The 16,404-nt window shown below is 39.4% G+C and carries 17 protein-coding genes and 1 pseudogene; 17 read left to right on the forward strand and 1 reads right to left on the reverse strand.

Annotated features, from left to right (window positions below; all coding sequences use genetic code 11):
* The 8 genes from H0185_RS06645 to H0185_RS06680 all read left to right on the forward strand — a co-directional run bounded on the left by H0185_RS06645 (window position 1) and on the right by H0185_RS06680 (window position 7,626).
* Window positions 1-1,164 (forward strand): TIGR00375 family protein, encoded by a 1,164-nt coding sequence (locus tag H0185_RS06645; protein ID WP_221872384.1) that lies wholly within the window; start codon window positions 1-3, stop codon window positions 1,162-1,164.
* A gap of 138 nt (window positions 1,165-1,302) precedes the next feature.
* Window positions 1,303-1,944, forward strand: a complete 642-nt coding sequence (spoIIM, locus tag H0185_RS06650; protein WP_221872386.1) for a stage II sporulation protein M — start codon at window positions 1,303-1,305, stop codon at window positions 1,942-1,944.
* Window positions 1,945-2,062: 118 nt separating this feature from the next.
* Window positions 2,063-2,548 carry a ferric iron uptake transcriptional regulator gene (gene fur / locus H0185_RS06655; protein ID WP_221873060.1) on the forward strand — a complete coding sequence of 162 codons (486 nt, stop codon included), beginning with the start codon at window positions 2,063-2,065 and terminating at the stop codon, window positions 2,546-2,548.
* A gap of 330 nt (window positions 2,549-2,878) precedes the next feature.
* Window positions 2,879-3,103 carry a YqzK family protein gene (locus H0185_RS06660; protein ID WP_221872388.1) on the forward strand — a complete coding sequence of 75 codons (225 nt, stop codon included), beginning with the start codon at window positions 2,879-2,881 and terminating at the stop codon, window positions 3,101-3,103.
* A gap of 5 nt (window positions 3,104-3,108) precedes the next feature.
* Complete coding sequence (gene xerD, locus H0185_RS06665) at window positions 3,109-4,002, forward strand: site-specific tyrosine recombinase XerD (RefSeq protein WP_221872390.1); 894 nt, start codon at window positions 3,109-3,111, stop codon at window positions 4,000-4,002.
* 249 nt (window positions 4,003-4,251) lie between these two features.
* A complete protein-coding gene (gene deoB, locus H0185_RS06670; RefSeq protein WP_221872391.1) occupies window positions 4,252-5,433 on the forward strand; it encodes a phosphopentomutase in 1,182 nt (393 codons plus the stop codon).
* Window positions 5,434-5,445: 12 nt separating this feature from the next.
* Window positions 5,446-6,270: a purine-nucleoside phosphorylase gene (locus H0185_RS06675; protein ID WP_221873061.1), complete on the forward strand. Its 825-nt coding sequence runs from the start codon at window positions 5,446-5,448 to the stop codon at window positions 6,268-6,270.
* A gap of 51 nt (window positions 6,271-6,321) precedes the next feature.
* Window positions 6,322-7,626: a pyrimidine-nucleoside phosphorylase gene (locus tag H0185_RS06680; RefSeq protein WP_221872393.1), complete on the forward strand. Its 1,305-nt coding sequence runs from the start codon at window positions 6,322-6,324 to the stop codon at window positions 7,624-7,626.
* 182 nt (window positions 7,627-7,808) lie between these two features.
* On the opposite strand, the pseudogene H0185_RS06685 reads toward H0185_RS06680, so the two are convergent.
* Window positions 7,809-8,040, reverse strand: a pseudogene (locus H0185_RS06685) (transposase); the annotation flags it as partial.
* Between the two features lie 449 nt (window positions 8,041-8,489).
* Between H0185_RS06685 and H0185_RS06690 the strand changes: the two are divergent.
* The 9 genes from H0185_RS06690 (at window position 8,490) to H0185_RS06730 (ending at window position 16,403) form a co-directional block, all read left to right on the forward strand.
* Window positions 8,490-9,662 carry a D-alanyl-D-alanine carboxypeptidase family protein gene (locus tag H0185_RS06690; protein WP_221872395.1) on the forward strand — a complete coding sequence of 391 codons (1,173 nt, stop codon included), beginning with the start codon at window positions 8,490-8,492 and terminating at the stop codon, window positions 9,660-9,662.
* Between the two features lie 156 nt (window positions 9,663-9,818).
* On the forward strand, window positions 9,819-10,169 hold the full coding sequence (spoIIAA, locus tag H0185_RS06695; protein ID WP_221872397.1) for an anti-sigma F factor antagonist: 351 nt from the start codon (window positions 9,819-9,821) through the stop codon (window positions 10,167-10,169).
* Window positions 10,170-10,174: 5 nt separating this feature from the next.
* Window positions 10,175-10,615, forward strand: a complete 441-nt coding sequence (gene spoIIAB, locus H0185_RS06700; RefSeq protein WP_221873062.1) for an anti-sigma F factor — start codon at window positions 10,175-10,177, stop codon at window positions 10,613-10,615.
* Between the two features lie 12 nt (window positions 10,616-10,627).
* Window positions 10,628-11,386 (forward strand): RNA polymerase sporulation sigma factor SigF, encoded by a 759-nt coding sequence (gene sigF, locus H0185_RS06705; protein WP_221872399.1) that lies wholly within the window; start codon window positions 10,628-10,630, stop codon window positions 11,384-11,386.
* 157 nt (window positions 11,387-11,543) lie between these two features.
* Entirely contained in the window at window positions 11,544-12,164 is a 621-nt protein-coding gene (locus H0185_RS06710; protein WP_221872401.1) for a stage V sporulation protein AA, read from the forward strand.
* A complete protein-coding gene (locus H0185_RS06715; RefSeq protein WP_221872404.1) occupies window positions 12,154-12,576 on the forward strand; it encodes a stage V sporulation protein AB in 423 nt (140 codons plus the stop codon). Before H0185_RS06710 ends, H0185_RS06715 begins: the two co-directional genes overlap by 11 nt.
* A 71-nt stretch (window positions 12,577-12,647) precedes the next feature.
* A complete protein-coding gene (locus H0185_RS06720) occupies window positions 12,648-14,108 on the forward strand; it encodes a spore germination protein (RefSeq protein ID WP_221873063.1) in 1,461 nt (486 codons plus the stop codon).
* A gap of 148 nt (window positions 14,109-14,256) precedes the next feature.
* The gene (lysA, locus tag H0185_RS06725; protein WP_221872406.1) at window positions 14,257-15,576 is read left to right on the forward strand and encodes a diaminopimelate decarboxylase; all 1,320 of its coding nucleotides are present in this window, start codon (window positions 14,257-14,259) and stop codon (window positions 15,574-15,576) included.
* Between the two features lie 449 nt (window positions 15,577-16,025).
* Window positions 16,026-16,403 (forward strand): GNAT family N-acetyltransferase, encoded by a 378-nt coding sequence (locus H0185_RS06730; protein WP_221872408.1) that lies wholly within the window; start codon window positions 16,026-16,028, stop codon window positions 16,401-16,403.
* The last annotated feature ends 1 nt before the right edge of the window (window position 16,404 follow it).

A 16,404-nucleotide genomic window follows, 5' to 3' on the forward strand; every position in this document is an offset into this window, starting at 1 on the left:
ATGAGTGAATTTTACGCTGATTTACATATCCATATCGGAAGGACAAATTCAGGTAGGGCCGTGAAAATTACTGGAGCGAGGACATTAACACTAACGAATATTATTCGACATGCACGGGATATAAAAGGGTTGGATATAGTAGGAATTATCGACTGTCATTCACCTGAAGTAATCACTGAATTAGAAGATTTAATAGCCGCTGGAGAAATAACAGAACACCCAGATGGGGGATTAATGTACGGTACATTAGGGATATTCCTTGGGTCAGAGTTAGAAATCAATAGTGAGGAAACAACAGGGCCAATCCATGTGCTCTGCTTTTTCCCATACCTTAAAACAATGGCAGCATTCTCAGAATGGTTGAAGCTTCACTTGAAAAATGTTCATTTAAGCTCTCAGCGTGTTTATGTTACTGGAAAAGAACTTCAAGAGAAAACAAAGGAATTAGATGGATTATTTATTCCAGCACATGTGTTCACACCGTTTAAGAGTTTATATGGAAAAGGTGTGAAGCGGTCTCTAACAGAAGTTTTTGATCCCAAGAAGATTGATGCTGTAGAGCTTGGGTTAAGTTCAGATACTTCTATGGCTCAACAGTTAGCTGAGTTAGAGGACTATACGTTCTTAACCAATTCAGACGCCCATTCTCTTGCAAAGATTGCTAGAGAATACCAGAAAATCAACATGGAAGAGATTTCATTTAAAGAGTTTACCAAAGCATTAAAAACGGAAGAGGGAAGAAAGGTTCTTGCCAATTACGGGCTGGACCCTCTATTAGGGAAGTACCATCGGACAGTTTGTGCAAACTGTCTTATTCCCGTATCGGAAGGAGAAGCATGTCTAGAATGTGGGAAAAGCAAATTTATTAAAGGGGTAGCAGACCGAATCTCTGAGCTTAAATCTGTAGATCACCAACAAGCCACCAGACCATCATATGTCCATCAGGTTCCGCTTGAATTTATTCCAGGTCTAGGACCAAAACTATTAGAAAAGCTAATGAATCATTTTGGGACAGAAATGGCCGTATTACACGAGGTTCCCTATTCAGCCTTGAAGGAGGTTGTTCCCGTAAAAATAGCGGATTTAATTGTTAAAGCCCGTAGTGGAGAGCTAAAAGTCCATGCTGGGGGTGGTGGAAAGTATGGGAAAATCGTTCAAGAATAGGTATGATGAAATGCGAATAAGAGGAAATATAAAAGACTCTCTCTAGTAAAGTTTTCTAGTAGCATCTTCAAATGCTAGTCATAGAACCTCATCTCCTGCATAAAATCTAATATCCAATCGTGCAGGAGGAAAAGAGCTATGAAGAAAAGAAAATACCAAAACGTCGCAGCAAATCATCTCCGTGAATATTCCTCTATTTATCTGTTTGTTGTTGTGTTATTTTTGATGGGAGTCATTTTTGGAGCGGTTATTGTCAATAGTCTTAGCTTTACGCAAAAAGAAGATTTATTTTATTATCTTTCGCAATTTTTTGGACAGGCAGCCGAGGGAGAAGGCAACGCAGCACGAGATTTGTTTCTCCAGAGCTTTTTTCATAACAGTAAATTTATTGGTTTAATTTGGATTTTAGGGATTTCAATTATAGGACTTCCGATTATCCTCATTATGTTATTTATAAAAGGAGTGACAGTCGGCTTTACAGTCGGTTTTCTTGTCAATCAAATGGGGTGGAATGGCTTTTTGCTTTCGTTTGTGTCGATTTTGCCTCAAAATTTGATTATCATTCCTGTTTTCATTATTATGGCGGCGTTAAGTGTCATGTTTTCATTGAGAATGATACGCAATCAGTTTATGAAAAAGATCAGTCAGCCCGTTTTGCCCTTGTTTTTTAGGTATGTTTTCTCTTTCCTAGCTGCTCTGGTAATCGTTGCTGGTGCTGCGGGAATTGAAGCGTTAATCTCTCCTGCACTGCTAAAAGCAGTCATCCTTTCTGGTAGCTAATAATGATTTTAAAGTGAGAATGATTGTGTTACCTAGTTTGTAATAATTTTATTATGCATCTCCTTTTCATTCTGCTATAATGTAAATGACAGTGGGCGGGGGAGTGAAGACTATCGAAATGGAAAGTAGAATTGAAAGAATAAAAAAGCAGCTGCATTCGTCCAGCTATAAATTAACACCGCAACGTGAAGCAACTGTACGTGTCCTTTTAGAAAATGAAGAAGACCATTTAAGTGCAGAGGATGTCTATTTACTTGTAAAAGAAAAATCCCCTGAAATTGGTCTCGCAACGGTGTATCGGACTCTTGAACTTTTAACAGAATTAAAAATTGTTGATAAAATTAACTTCGGCGACGGCGTTTCCAGATATGATCTTCGCAGAGAAGGAGCAGCCCATTTTCACCACCATCTTGTCTGTATTGAATGTGGTGCAGTGGATGAAATCCAAGAAGATTTGCTTGATGATGTTGAGGAGATTGTAGAACGGGACTGGAAATTTAAAATAAAAGACCATCGTTTGACGTTCCACGGTATTTGCCACCGCTGCCAAGCAAAAGATAGTGAAACACAAGACGAACTAAATGAAAAAGCTGAACAAGCATAAATGACAAACTCTTTCTCCAACCAGAGGAAGGGTTTTTATTTTTGTTTAGGGACTTAGTAAGGTATCTATTGTGGGTAACGTTCGGTTGTAAAAGAGGATCTAGGTTGTTCAATAAAGATGTAACATAAACATAATTATAGGTTGGAAAGGATTCGGACAGAATGAGGCTGAAAAATAGAAATGAGAGTCGAATGAGGTTTCGTATCTTTTGTTAGTAGTAATTTTTCAGATAGTTAATTATTGAGGCTTGCCCATTCTTGTAAATTTTATGTATATAATTTGTCTCCCTTGGCATACCTTGTACTATTAAGCATTTTCGGGGGCATTTATATGAAACTGATTTCGGTTATATTACATGCGTGTAAGGTGTTTGTGTTCTTCACTGGATGCACGATTCTCTTTTATTATGGTATTATGTGGGTAAATGAAGAATATCAGAACTATCATCGTTACGATGAACCAGAAGGCGCGGCAATAAAGGTTTCCGGTGGGAATTCATCCGAAGAGACTGGAATGATTGACCGGCTGATTTTGTTTTATTTGAATGGGGAGTAATCATAATGAATGAGCATCTCAAAGATTTTATTCATTTCTTGGTGGTTGAAAAAGGACTTTCGAGAAATACAATGGTGTCGTATAAACGTGATTTGAAAAGCTATCTGAGCTTCCTGCAAGACAGTGAAAAATTGACTGAATTGGATGCAATTCAACGGAGCCAGATTATCCATTTTTTAGCTCACCTAAAAGACAGTGGCAAGTCTGCAAAAACCATTGCCAGACATGTCGCTTCTTTGCGTGCTTTTCATCAATTTTTATTGCGGGAGAAAGTGGTTGGACAAGATCCGACCGTCCATATCGAAAGTCCACAGTTGGAACGGAATTTGCCTAAGGTGCTAAGTCTCCAAGAGGTTGAAATTCTGTTAGAGTCTCCAAAGTTGGTCGATCATTATGGCTATCGAGACAAGGCGATGCTCGAATTACTGTATGCAACTGGAATTAGGGTAAGTGAACTAATAGGTCTTAATATGGATGATATCCATTTAACGATGGGGTTTATTCGCTGTATTGGAAAAGGGAATAAGGAAAGGATCATTCCGTTAGGTAGAACAGCTTCAACGGCTTTGGAGCAGTACCTTGTAAAAGGGAGACCAAAATTCGTATCAAAGGGGTATAAAGACGAGGCATTCTTTCTGAATCATCATGGGAAAAGATTGACAAGACAAGGTTTTTGGAAAATCTTAAAACGACTTGCCAAAGAAGCGAATATTGAAAAAGAATTGACACCACATACATTAAGACATTCTTTTGCAACACATTTACTGGAAAACGGGGCCGATTTGCGAGCAGTACAAGAGATGTTGGGACATGCTGATATCTCTACAACACAAATCTATACGCACGTTACGAAAACGAGATTAAAAGATGTTTATAGTAAATTTCATCCGCGAGCTTAATAGTTAAATAGAAATGTAGACCATATTTTTTGTTGGGAATATAGAGAGATGGTGAAAAGTTCGAAAAGCTGCCAAAAAGAAAGGCAGCTTTTTCTTGTTTTTTTGAAGGAAGATTAGTAAGATTTAGTTGTCAGACTTCCGACGTATAGAAATTTTATAGGTGTGTTTTAAATGGGGCATTATAAAATGAGGTTTTAACAAAGACGTTTCAGATTATTGGAATCCAAACCTTATAAGGAGGAGATAAAAATGTCATATACATATAAAAGGGTCTTTCTAATTGTGATGGACTCCGTAGGAATTGGAGAGGCTCCCGATGCAGAACAATTTGGAGATTTAGGCTCTAATACACTAGGGCATATCGCAGAACGAATGAATGGGTTAAATATGCCTAATATGGCTAAGCTCGGGTTAAGCAATATTAGCGAAATCAAAGGTGTCGAAAAGGCAACTAAGCCGCTCGCGTATTATACGAAAATGCAAGAGGCCTCAGTAGGGAAAGATACAATGACTGGCCATTGGGAAATAATGGGTCTGAACATCGATACGCCTTTCCAGGTTTTTCCTGATGGGTTTCCGGATGAATTAATTTCGGTAATTGAGTCTCGGACAGGAAGAAAGGTCATCGGAAATAAGCCGGCTAGTGGAACTGAAATTCTAGATGAATTAGGCGCCGAGCAAATGGAAACGGGTGCATTAATCGTTTATACCTCTGCAGACTCTGTTTTACAAATTGCAGCCCATGAAGAGATTGTTCCGATAGATGAACTTTATAAAATATGTGAAATAGCAAGAGAATTAACACTTGATGAAAAATATATGGTTGGTCGTGTAATTGCGCGTCCATTCTTAGGATCACCAGGAAACTTCAAGAGAACAGCAAATCGCCATGATTATGCCTTGAAACCTTTTGGGCGGACAGTGATGAACGAATTAAAAGATTCAGGTTTAGACGTACTAGCAATCGGAAAAATTTCAGATATCTATGACGGAGAAGGGGTAACTCAGTCGCTACGGACGGTTTCGAACATGGATGGTATGGATAAGTTGCTAGATACAATGAATATGGACTTTACAGGACTTAGTTTCTTAAACCTCGTTGACTTCGATGCATTATTTGGCCATCGTCGTGACCCGATTGGCTATGGAAAGGCATTAGAGGAATACGATGCTAGGCTTACAGAAGTATTCGAAAACTTAAAGGAAGATGATCTCCTAATTATTACGGCAGATCACGGGAATGATCCTGTGCATCATGGAACCGACCATACTCGTGAATATGTACCCCTTCTTGTTTATTCAAAGGGAATGAGTGAAGGAAAAGAACTTCCTCTACGCAAGACGTTCGCAGATATCGGGGCAGCAGTCGCAGAAAATTTTCAAGTCAAGATGCCGGATTACGGCACAAGTTTTTTAAAAGAAATAAAGTAAGAGGTGGATATGATGGATAAAGGCAAAATTAAAAATGCAGCAGATTTTTTAAAAGAAAAGTTTAATCAAAAAGTTCAAATAGGCTTGATTCTAGGATCAGGTCTAGGGATTTTAGCGGATGAAATTGAAAATCCAGTAAAGATTCCTTATAGTGAAATCCCAGACTTCCCGGTTTCAACCGTTGAAGGACACGCAGGGCAATTAGTGTTTGGAACGTTAAACGGAGTTGTAGTTGCAGCGATGCAGGGGCGTTTCCACTTTTATGAAGGCTATAGCATGGATAAAGTGACGTTTCCAGTTCGAGTTATGAAAGAGCTAGGAATTGAGAACTTAATTGTTACAAATGCAGCTGGTGGCGTAAATGAAAGCTTTTCACCAGGAGATTTAATGCTGATTTCAGACCATATTAATAATATGGGCACTAACCCATTAGTAGGTCCGAATGACTCGGAATTAGGACCGAGATTTCCTGACTTAAGCGAAGCATACTCCAAGGATTTACGAAAGCTAGCGCGAGAAACGGCTAGCCGTTTAGATATTTCTGTTCAAGAAGGGGTATATGTAGGGAATTCAGGTCCAGTATATGAAACTCCTGCAGAAGTTCGCATGCTACGTACTCTCGGTGGAGATGCTGTAGGAATGTCAACTGTTCCGGAAGTCATTGTGGCACGTCATTCAGCTATGAAGGTGTTGGGGATTTCATGTATTTCAAACATGGCAGCTGGAATCCTAGATCAGCCACTTTCCCATGATGAAGTTATTGAAACAACTGAAAAAGTGAAAGCAACCTTTCTGTTATATGTGAAAGAACTTGTAAAAGAAATTGGAAAAGCTTAAACCTTAAATCAAAACATACAGACTAAAAATACTTAGTAAGTGGTGATATAAATGAGAATGGTTGATTTAATAGAGAAAAAGCGTGATGGATTAGAACTTTCTTCAGAAGAAATCAAGTATATCATTAAAGGCTACACTGATGGCTCTATTCCTGATTACCAAATGAGCGCATTGACAATGGCGATTTACTTCAAAGGAATGACTGAAAATGAGCGGGCCACCTTAACCATGGCGATGGTTGAGTCGGGGGATCAGATTGATCTTTCAAAAATTGAGGGCGTAAAAGTTGATAAGCATTCTACTGGTGGAGTTGGAGACACCACTACTTTAGTTCTGGGGCCGCTTGTTGCATCAGTAGGAGTTCCTGTCGCTAAAATGTCAGGAAGAGGTCTTGGTCATACAGGAGGCACGATTGATAAACTTGAAGCGGTTGAAGGCTTCCATGTAGAAATTGATAACGATGAGTTCATCCAACTTGTGAATAAAAATAAAGTTGCGGTTATTGGTCAAAGTGGAAATTTAACGCCTGCTGATAAAAAGCTTTATGCTCTTCGTGATGTAACGGCAACTGTTGATAGTATTCCACTAATTGCAAGCTCGATTATGAGTAAAAAGATTGCAGCTGGCGCTGATGCGATTGTGCTTGACGTAAAAACAGGAGCAGGGGCATTTATGAAGACGCTCGAGGATTCACGTCGATTGGCGAAAGCTATGGTCCAGATTGGAAATAATGTTGGCCGAAATACAATGGCAGTTATTTCTGATATGAGTCAGCCGCTTGGGTTTGCGATTGGAAATGCTCTCGAAGTTCAAGAAGCGATTGATACCTTAAGAGGGGAAGGGCCAGAAGATTTAACTGAGTTATGTTTAACGCTTGGAAGTCATATGGTTTTCCTAGCTAAGAAAGCGGCAACGTTAAAAGAAGCTAGAGCATTGCTTGAAAAGGCCATTTCTGATGGTTCTGCCCTTGAATCGTTTAAGGTATTCTTAAGCTCACAAGGTGGAGATGCTTCGGTAGTTGATGATATGTCAAGACTACCGCAAGCAAAATATAAAATCGAGCTAGAAGCAAAAGAAGAAGGTTATGTTTCTGAAATCGTTGCCGATGAGATTGGAACAGCTGCCATGCTTTTAGGTGCAGGAAGAGCTACAAAAGAATCGGAAATTGATTTAGCTGTTGGTCTTGTGTTGCGAAAGAAAATCGGTGATAAAGTGGAAAAAGGAGAGTCGCTTCTAACGATCCATAGTAATTTCGAGGATGTACAAGAAGTGAAGGAAATCCTATATGAGAATATTCGACTTTCAAAGGAAGCTGTGGAAGCGCCTATCCTTATCCATGAAGAAATAACAGAATAAGTTAAAAAGAAGCGAAGACTTGTCTTCGCTTCAGTTTGTAGACAAAAGGGGTTCGGAATGGTCTCATTCCGAACCCCTTTTCGTTTTTTAGTGGAGATTATGAGTTTTTATCCTATAAAGGGGTCCCGTAGCCATTTTGTAGCTCATTTCCGGATCTCTCCATGTCCATTTTGCTATCTTTAGATGGTCTGACGCATTGAACGAATCCCAAAAGTGTATTGAATGAAAGTGAGTTTAATTAAGATAACAGGGTCAATACTTGGGCGCCCTACTCTCCGAATATCCATCCTCTACCAAGTCAATTTTGTCTCCAAAAGCAACAAAGTCTGAGAAAAGAACCTAAATGAGGTCAAGGGCTACTTCAATCTTACGGACTAAGTGGTCCAGTGGAACAAGCTGGTCTAAAGCTACCATTTCTAGTTGTGCTCTTTGGATTGGAGTATTTTTCGAAAGCGTCTTTATCACCTCAAGGATTATATAATTCAATTTAAAACAAGGTGGAATTTTCAACTACACTAATTTACTAAACTCTGTTGATTGGAGTGGAAGGCGCGCAGACTCCTGCGGGATCAGCTGGACAGGTGAGACCCCGCAGGAGCTTGCGACGAGGAGGCTCAGCGCCAGCCCCGCGGAAAGCGAAGCGCCTGGAACGGAAATCAACAGCCCCCTTACCTCGATAAACCCAAATAAAAAGACTGTAGGCAAACTCGAATTTCATTAAGTTTGTCTCCGCTTCTTTTTTTTGCCTCAAAAGAGCAAGTAATCATTCGTAATTAAAGGAAGTAGTACTTTATTCCAATTATTTGTATAAAAATGGTTTTCGTGGAAAAAATAGTCCTTATAAAGATAGGAGGTTTATGGCCATGAGACATAAAGGTATATTCAGTCTGATTATCGTTTCCATTTTGATTACATCAATGTTCGCTTCACCAGCATTTGCAAAAGAAAATGGGGTACAACTTGCTGATGATTCCCTTTCAGCGATTTTAATTGAACGGGACACGGGCAAGGTTCTGTATGAGAAAAACAGCAATGAACAACTCCCACCGGCTAGCATGACTAAAATCATGACAATGCTTTTAATCATGGAAGCCTTAGATGAGGGTAGACTCAAGATGGATGAAAAGATTCGCACAAGCGAATATGCAGCCTCAATGGGTGGGTCGCAGATTTTCCTTGAACCAGGGGAAGAAATGACAGTCGAAGAAATGCTTAGAGGAATTTCAATTGGCTCAGCAAATGATGCTTCTGTTGCGATGGCAGAAAGGTTGGCTGGCTCAGAGGAAGAATTTGTAAAGTTAATGAATGCAAAGGTAAAGGAACTCGGCCTAAAAGATACCGCTTTTAGAAATGCAACTGGTCTCCCAACAGAAGATCATTACAGCACAGCAAATGATATGGCGGTCATGGCAAAAGAACTTTTAAAATACGAAACAATCACCAAATTTACAGGAAAATATGAAGATTATCTTCGCGAGGATACCGATAAGAAATTCTGGTTAGTCAACACAAATCGTTTAGTAAGGTTTTATCCAGGCGTTGACGGCTTGAAAACAGGCTTCACTAATGAAGCGAAATATTGTTTAACTGCTACAGCTCAAAAAGATGGGATGCGGGTGGTGGCCGTAGTATTCGGTGCCCCTACTTCGAAATCTAGGAACGCTCAAGTAACCAAAATGCTAGATTATGCTTTTAGTCAATATGAGTCACACCCAATGTATGAGAAGGGGCGTGTGCTAGGAAAAGCGGAAATTAGCAAAGGAAGTGAAAAGAACATAGAAGCAGTTACGTCTGAAAGAATCTCCATCCTGACGAAAAAAGGAGAAGATATTAAAAATATTGAGGAAAAGATTAAGTTAAAAGAAAACATAAAAGCACCTATTCAAAAAGGCGATGAAGTTGGAACGTTAAAGCTTGTTCAAGATGGAAAGACACTTGTTAAAACAAAGCTAGTAGCCAACGAAACAGTTGAAAAGGCTAGTTGGTGGCAGTTATATAAACGCGCGTTTGGAATGTTTACAAGAACAGGAGAATAGATTCCTCCTTTTTACTGTGATAATGGGTGATACTGTCGAAAAGACAAATCTAGCAACTAGTTTTATCGAATAGTAACTAGTTTTGTCCGTAGAGAAGGAATTCGTTCTACTATGGCGAATTTGACTCCTTATACCAGATAAGGAGGCAATGAATCCGTGAGTCTTAACATTAATATGGAAATCAGAAATGACGTCTTATGCATTCGTCTGGGCGGTGAATTGGACCACCATGCAGCCGATGAATTACGTCAGCGAGCAACAAGTGTCCTAGAGGAACAAAACGTGCGTCATATTGTTCTTAATCTTGAGCACTTGACCTTTATGGATAGCTCGGGTCTCGGGGTCATTTTAGGAAGATATAAGCACATTAAGCAACTACATGGAGAAATGATCGTATGTGCTGTCTCCCCTCCAATCAAACGGCTATTTGATATGTCAGGCCTTTTTAAAATTGTAAGGCTTGAGGAGTCAGAAGAATTTGCTTTAGAAAGATTGGGGGTTGCGTGACAGAGATGAAAAATGAAATGAATCTTCAATTTAGTGCTTTAAGCCAAAATGAGTCTTTCGCCCGAGTCACCGTTGCTTCATTCATTGCCCAGCTTGATCCAACAATGGATGAGTTGACAGAGATCAAAACAGTGGTTTCAGAGGCAGTTACAAACTCGATTATCCATGGATATGAGAATAATCCGGATGGAAAAGTCTATATCTCTGTGTTGCTGGAAGATAGTACCGTTGAATTAGTAATAAGGGATAGGGGTGTGGGCATTCGTGATATTGAAGAAGCACGACAACCATTGTACACATCCAAGCCAGAACTAGAAAGATCTGGGATGGGATTTACCATCATGGAGAATTTCATGGATGAGGTAGAGGTCCGATCGGAGTCTAGCTTCGGCACTGAAATCCGTATGAAGAAACACTTACTAAAAAGCAAAGCACTGTGCAATTAAGGAGTCCTGCTTATGGATGTTGAGGTAAAAAACGATAGCAGTCAAGCCTATTTGAAGGACCATGAAGTCAAGGAACTGATTAAGCGGAGTCATGAGGGAGACCAAGATGCTAGAGATTTAATTGTTCAGAAGAATATGCGTCTTGTCTGGTCAGTGGTGCAACGATTTTTAAATCGGGGCTATGAGCCGGATGATCTGTTTCAAATAGGGAGCATCGGTCTCCTTAAATCCGTTGATAAATTCGACCTTTCTTATGATGTAAAATTCTCTACTTACGCAGTACCAATGATTATTGGAGAAATTCAACGTTTTATCAGAGATGATGGTACGGTAAAAGTTAGTCGGTCATTGAAAGAAATGGCGAATAAAATTCGAAAAGCAAAGGATGAGTTATCTAAAAACTTTGGCAGAATTCCCACAGTAAACGAACTGGCAGAGTTCTTAGAACTCTCTCCTGAAGAAATCATTCTTGCCCAAGAAGCTAGTCGCCTTCCGTCATCCATCCATGAAACCGTTTATGAAAACGACGGAGACCCCATTACTTTACTTGACCAAATTGATAATGGAGAAGAGGGTAGATGGTTCGATAAGATAGCCTTAAAGGAGGCTATTATGGAACTAGATGAGCGGGAAAAACTCATCGTCTATCTTCGCTACTACAAAGACCAGACTCAATCTGAAGTAGCTGCAAGATTAGGAATATCTCAGGTACAGGTATCGCGGTTGGAAAAGAAAATTTTACAGCAAATGAAAACTCGTATGGATCAATAACTCCATACGGGTTTTTTTGTGCATTATTTTCGGGTAATTTAGAGTGATTATCAACAAGATTTTGAAATTGTATGTATCCATTTTTTGGACTTCATGAAAATTGCTTACCAACCAATACTAGTTATACAAGGAAAACAATGTGTTGGATGTGAAAGGGATGGAAAATACAGTCTACATTCGGATGCGAAACCGTGTTCAGGTAAAACCAAATGATTCGATATCCCTAAAGGATATTGCTCAAATCATCTCAAGAGAAGAAATCCATTCTACACTAGAAAAACTACCGGTTCACAAGGTTTCACTAGAGGACAATAATATCATTATTATTGATGCCATGATGGTCGTTAGAATGATTACAAAACAATATCCATCTGTTGAGGTCCAAGCGATTGGTCCGCCCCAAACAATCATTGAAGTGATGATTAAGAGGCGACCCGTATCTTATTCACTTTTTATGGTGGTATGGTTCCTTCTGTTTATTGGCTCGGCGATTACCATTATGAACTTTCATGAGGATGTAAGTATGCAGGCTGTTCACCAACGAATTTATACAATGATTACTGGGAAACAGGAAAGCAAACCGCTCCTACTTCAGATACCGTATTCATTCGGGTTGGGTCTTGGAATGATTTTATTTTTCAACCACTTTTTTAAGAAAAGGATCAATGAAGAACCTAGCCCACTGGAGGTTGAGATGTTTAATTATCAGCAAGCTCTTGATCAATATGTCATTTTAAATGAAAACAAGGAAAGCCTGAAGCGTCTAGATGACGATTAGTATTCTCCTTGTTTTTCTAGTTGGACTTGCAGGGGGGCTTGCGGTGGGAGCGGGCTTTGTTGCTTTTCTTGTCGTCCTTGGAGTGATACCAAGGCTGACACAGCTTACCAAAACCATGAAAATGATTTACCTGTATGAATGGGCAGTTGTCTTAGGTGCAGTAGGAGGGACACTAGGCAGTCTAAGAGATCCAATCTTCCATACTACTGCATTCATCACAATTCCAATTGGTCTAGCCGCTGGAACATTTGTTGGGATGTTAGCCGCGGGGTTAACCGAAGCGCTAAATGTATTTCCAATCCTTGCAAAACGTATTCGAGTCGAGGATCGAATCGTTATTCTTATTATGGCCATCGTAATTGGAAAGATAGCGGGTTCACTTTTTCAATGGATGTATTTTATCGACCAGTAGAGGACAATGGAGATTGTTCAAGAAAGGCAAGTTCTTGAAAGGAGTGGAGTTTAGTGAGTAAACCGAATGACATGTTGCCAATTTCAAAATCATTATCAGAAGTTGAATCCTATATGAAAAATCGGATTGGTTTAGGAAACAGCTTTGACTTAGGTGTAAGGAAGCTAACCATCCTAAAAAAAGGCGTTCATATTTATTATGTGAACGGGTTATGTGATACCTCATTTATTATTGAAATGGTAAAAGAATTAGTAGGGATAAATGATCGTGAAAGAATTTCTACACAGTTACAGAGTATTATTGAAAATAGAATTGTCCACCAATCTGTTGAACAGGTTAAAACGATGGACGAAGTGGTTGACCAGGTTTTATCGGGATTAGTAGTTGTTATTACAGAGGGGGAAGGAATCGGTCTAGTTGTTGATGTTAGGAGCTACCCTGGTCGTCAACCTGAAGAACCTGATACTGAGAAAGTAGTACGTGGTTCTAGGGATGGGTTCGTTGAAAATATCATTGTCAATACTGCATTGACAAGAAGAAGAATCCGTGATGAGCGTCTCCGTTTCGAAATTATGAAAGTGGGAGAACGGTCAAAAACAGATATTGCTATCGGCTATATAAGGGATGTCGCAGATCCTACTTTAGTCGAAGTCATAAAAAAAGAACTAAACGCCATTAACATTGACGGTCTTACTATGGCAGATAAAACAGTGGAAGAATTTATTGTAAAACAAGGCTATAACCCTTTTCCGCTGGTAAGATATACGGAAAGAGCAGATGTTGCTGCTACCCATTTATTAGAGGGGCATGTTCTTATTTATGTTGATACATCACCAAGTGTCATCATTACACCGACTACCTATTTCCACCACTTGCAGCATGCCGAGGAGTATAGACAGTCTCCGGGTGTAGGAACATTGGTAAGATGGATACGTTTCTTGGGAGTTGCAGCATCACTGCTTCTGCTGCCATTTTGGTATTTATTTGTTCAGAACCCAGACCTTTTGCCAGATGCTCTATCCTATATAGGACCAAATGATAAATCAAATATCCCTATTCTCTTACAGATATTTTTTGCGGATATTGGAATTGAATTTTTAAGGCTAGCTGCGATACATACTCCCACCCCCCTTTCTACGGCAATGGGCTTAATTGCTGCTGTTTTAATTGGGCAGATTGCCATCGATGTAGGGTTGTTTGTACCAGAGGTTATTCTCTATGTATCATTGGCAGCCATTGGCACCTATGCTACTCCGAGTTATGAATTAAGTATGGCAAATAAAATCGGTAGAATTTTTTTGCTAATTGTAACTGCGATTTTCCGCATTCCAGGGTTCGTTGTAGGGATAACCGTTTGGTTACTATTACTCGCAAGTATCAGATCTTTAAACACACCATACCTATGGCCATTTTTACCTTTTGCACCGAAAGCATTTATGCAAATTCTTATCCGTCGAGCTGTTCCAGGTGCTAAGATCCGTCCGAGCATTGTTCATGCACAAAATCGATCAAGACAGCCTGCGAAAAACTAGATTAGCTTAATTGCGTGTTCCCTAAAACTATGGTAAAGTAATTTTAATTTTTAATTAGTTGCCGTAGTAAAGAATAAGGAATAGGAGGGGGAATTTCTTATTCTTATTCTTATTCATAATTTTAGGGAGAAAGAAATGAGGGAGATACATGCAATTGCATGGAACAGCAAAAGTAAATAATCGTGGGCATCTCGAAATAGGCGGCATGGATACCGTAGCTCTTGTAGAACAATTTGGAACTCCGCTGTATGTTTATGATGTTGCGTTAATTCGGGAACGTGCCCAAAGCTTTAAAAAAACGTTTGAGACACTAGGGGTAAAAGCTCAGGTGGCTTATGCAAGTAAGGCCTTTTCAACTGTGGCCATGGTTCAGCTTGCAGACGAAGAAGGGTTATCCCTTGATGTTGTCTCAGGTGGGGAACTTTTTACAGCATTATCTGCAGGTTTTCCAGCTGAGAAAATACATTTTCATGGAAATAATAAGAGCCTTGAAGAATTAGACATGGCAATTGAAAAAGAAATAGGCTGTTTTGTCGTCGATAATTTTTATGAATTAGAACTATTAGATGAACTCTGTAGAGCGAGAGAAAAAGTAGTGAACATTCTCCTTCGCGTAACACCAGGGATAGAAGCACATACTCATGACTATATTTTAACAGGGCAAGATGACTCAAAATTTGGTTTTGGTTTGTTAAACGGGCAAGCGGATGAAGCGATTAGTATAGCGATGAGTGCAAAGAACTTAAACCTTTTGGGCGTCCACTGTCATATTGGGTCGCAAATTTTTGAAACAACTGGTTTCCTTGTTGCTGCTAAAAAGATATTCGAAAAGCTCAAGGAATGGAAAGATGAAAAATCCTTTGAGGCTAAGGTGTTAAATCTTGGTGGTGGTTTTGGGATTCGCTATACTAGTGAAGATGATCCAATTCCAGCCTCCCAATATGTTGAGGAGATCATTGGTGAGGTAAGGAAGCATGCAGATCGCTATCAGATGACTATGCCGGAAATTTGGATTGAGCCAGGCCGTTCGATGGTTGGAGATGCTGGTACCACCTTGTATCGGGTCGGGTCAAGAAAAGAAGTTCCTAATGTGAGACAATACCTAGCTGTCGATGGTGGGATGAGTGATAATTTACGCCCTGCACTCTATCAGGCAAAGTATGAAGCGATTCTAGCTAATAAGGCCCTTGAAGAACCAGAAGAAACGGTGTCTATTGCTGGGAAATGTTGTGAATCAGGGGATATGTTAATTTGGGACTTGCCATTACCTAAATCAGAAAGTGCTGATATTTTAGCCGTTTTTTGTACAGGTGCGTACGGATATTCCATGGCAAATAATTATAACCGAATCCCTAGACCACCAGTTGTTTTTGTTGAAAATGGAAAAGCGAGACTTGTGGTTAAACGTGAATCATACGAGGATATGGTTCGCCTTGATTTGCCACTTAAAGAAATTATAAAAAAATAAAGCTACCGCTTGGTGGCTTTATTTTTTTATCTGTGTTTAATAACTATTCCCTAGGGTGGCAGTCAACCCCTCGTATAACATAGCAGTTTTTAGAATATGTGCTCAAGTACCATTATTTTTATTAATTGGCTTTTCGATAATGTTGCGGTAGAATATCTGTGGGAGGTTGGACAGATGAAAAGGAATAATTGGCTGTTGTTTGTACTCCTGCTCATTTTTACATTGGCTTGGGGTGTTTTTTACTGGTTTGTTATCGTTCCTAATCAATAAAAAAATTGTTGATTAAGATGAGTGGATTTATTCCATTTAGTGAACCTGCTATCTAGTTCATGCATAAGCTACATAAGGTTTAAAATCATCCAGTTGTGGGAAAACTGAATTTGTTATAATAAAAAATTTTAGCTTATTAAAGTATTATTTTATGTATAGTTCAATAATGAGGGATTAATATGTTGATTCGTTATAAAAAAGCATTTGAGAAAATAGCAATGGGCCTTCTTTCATTTATGCCTAATGAGAAGGAATTAAAGAAGCTACAGCAAACGGTAAAGCAATATGAATCAGATGAGCGCTGGCAGTTATTCTTATGGAAAGATGAAGATATCACTGGTCTGTTAGGCGTCCAGTTTGTGAATGAGGACTCGCTGCAAATTCAGCATATTTCTGTTAATCCTTCCCATCGACATCAAGGGATAGGGAGAAGAATGGTCTGTGCATTGCAGGAACTATATGCAGATAAGTTGGTAGTCCCAAATGCAGAAACAGCAGGATTTATTGAAAAGTGCGGAGCGATTCGAAGTAATGATAATAAGCTTGGCAGTGATTAAG

It is taken from the genome of Mesobacillus maritimus, assembly GCF_019749255.1.
GTDB lineage: Bacteria > Bacillota > Bacilli > Bacillales > Cytobacillaceae > Mesobacillus_B > Mesobacillus_B maritimus_A.

Excerpts from the sequence above, each read along its gene's own strand:
- spoIIAB (WP_221873062.1), top strand. The coding sequence starts at position 10,175 with ATGAAAAATGAAATGAATCTTCAATTTAGTGCTTTAAGCCAAAATGAG.
- H0185_RS06680 (WP_221872393.1), top strand. The coding sequence starts at position 6,322 with ATGAGAATGGTTGATTTAATAGAGAAAAAGCGTGATGGATTAGAACTT.
- H0185_RS06720 (WP_221873063.1), top strand. The coding sequence starts at position 12,648 with ATGTTGCCAATTTCAAAATCATTATCAGAAGTTGAATCCTATATGAAA.
- sigF (WP_221872399.1), top strand. The coding sequence starts at position 10,628 with ATGGATGTTGAGGTAAAAAACGATAGCAGTCAAGCCTATTTGAAGGAC.
- H0185_RS06690 (WP_221872395.1), top strand. The coding sequence starts at position 8,490 with ATGAGACATAAAGGTATATTCAGTCTGATTATCGTTTCCATTTTGATT.
- deoB (WP_221872391.1), top strand. The coding sequence starts at position 4,252 with ATGTCATATACATATAAAAGGGTCTTTCTAATTGTGATGGACTCCGTA.
- H0185_RS06645 (WP_221872384.1), top strand. The coding sequence starts at position 1 with ATGAGTGAATTTTACGCTGATTTACATATCCATATCGGAAGGACAAAT.
- H0185_RS06730 (WP_221872408.1), top strand. The coding sequence starts at position 16,026 with ATGTTGATTCGTTATAAAAAAGCATTTGAGAAAATAGCAATGGGCCTT.
- spoIIM (WP_221872386.1), top strand. The coding sequence starts at position 1,303 with ATGAAGAAAAGAAAATACCAAAACGTCGCAGCAAATCATCTCCGTGAA.
- xerD (WP_221872390.1), top strand. The coding sequence starts at position 3,109 with ATGAATGAGCATCTCAAAGATTTTATTCATTTCTTGGTGGTTGAAAAA.
- H0185_RS06660 (WP_221872388.1), top strand. The coding sequence starts at position 2,879 with ATGAAACTGATTTCGGTTATATTACATGCGTGTAAGGTGTTTGTGTTC.
- H0185_RS06710 (WP_221872401.1), top strand. The coding sequence starts at position 11,544 with ATGGAAAATACAGTCTACATTCGGATGCGAAACCGTGTTCAGGTAAAA.
- fur (WP_221873060.1), top strand. The coding sequence starts at position 2,063 with ATGGAAAGTAGAATTGAAAGAATAAAAAAGCAGCTGCATTCGTCCAGC.
- lysA (WP_221872406.1), top strand. The coding sequence starts at position 14,257 with ATGCAATTGCATGGAACAGCAAAAGTAAATAATCGTGGGCATCTCGAA.
- H0185_RS06715 (WP_221872404.1), top strand. The coding sequence starts at position 12,154 with ATGACGATTAGTATTCTCCTTGTTTTTCTAGTTGGACTTGCAGGGGGG.
- H0185_RS06675 (WP_221873061.1), top strand. The coding sequence starts at position 5,446 with ATGGATAAAGGCAAAATTAAAAATGCAGCAGATTTTTTAAAAGAAAAG.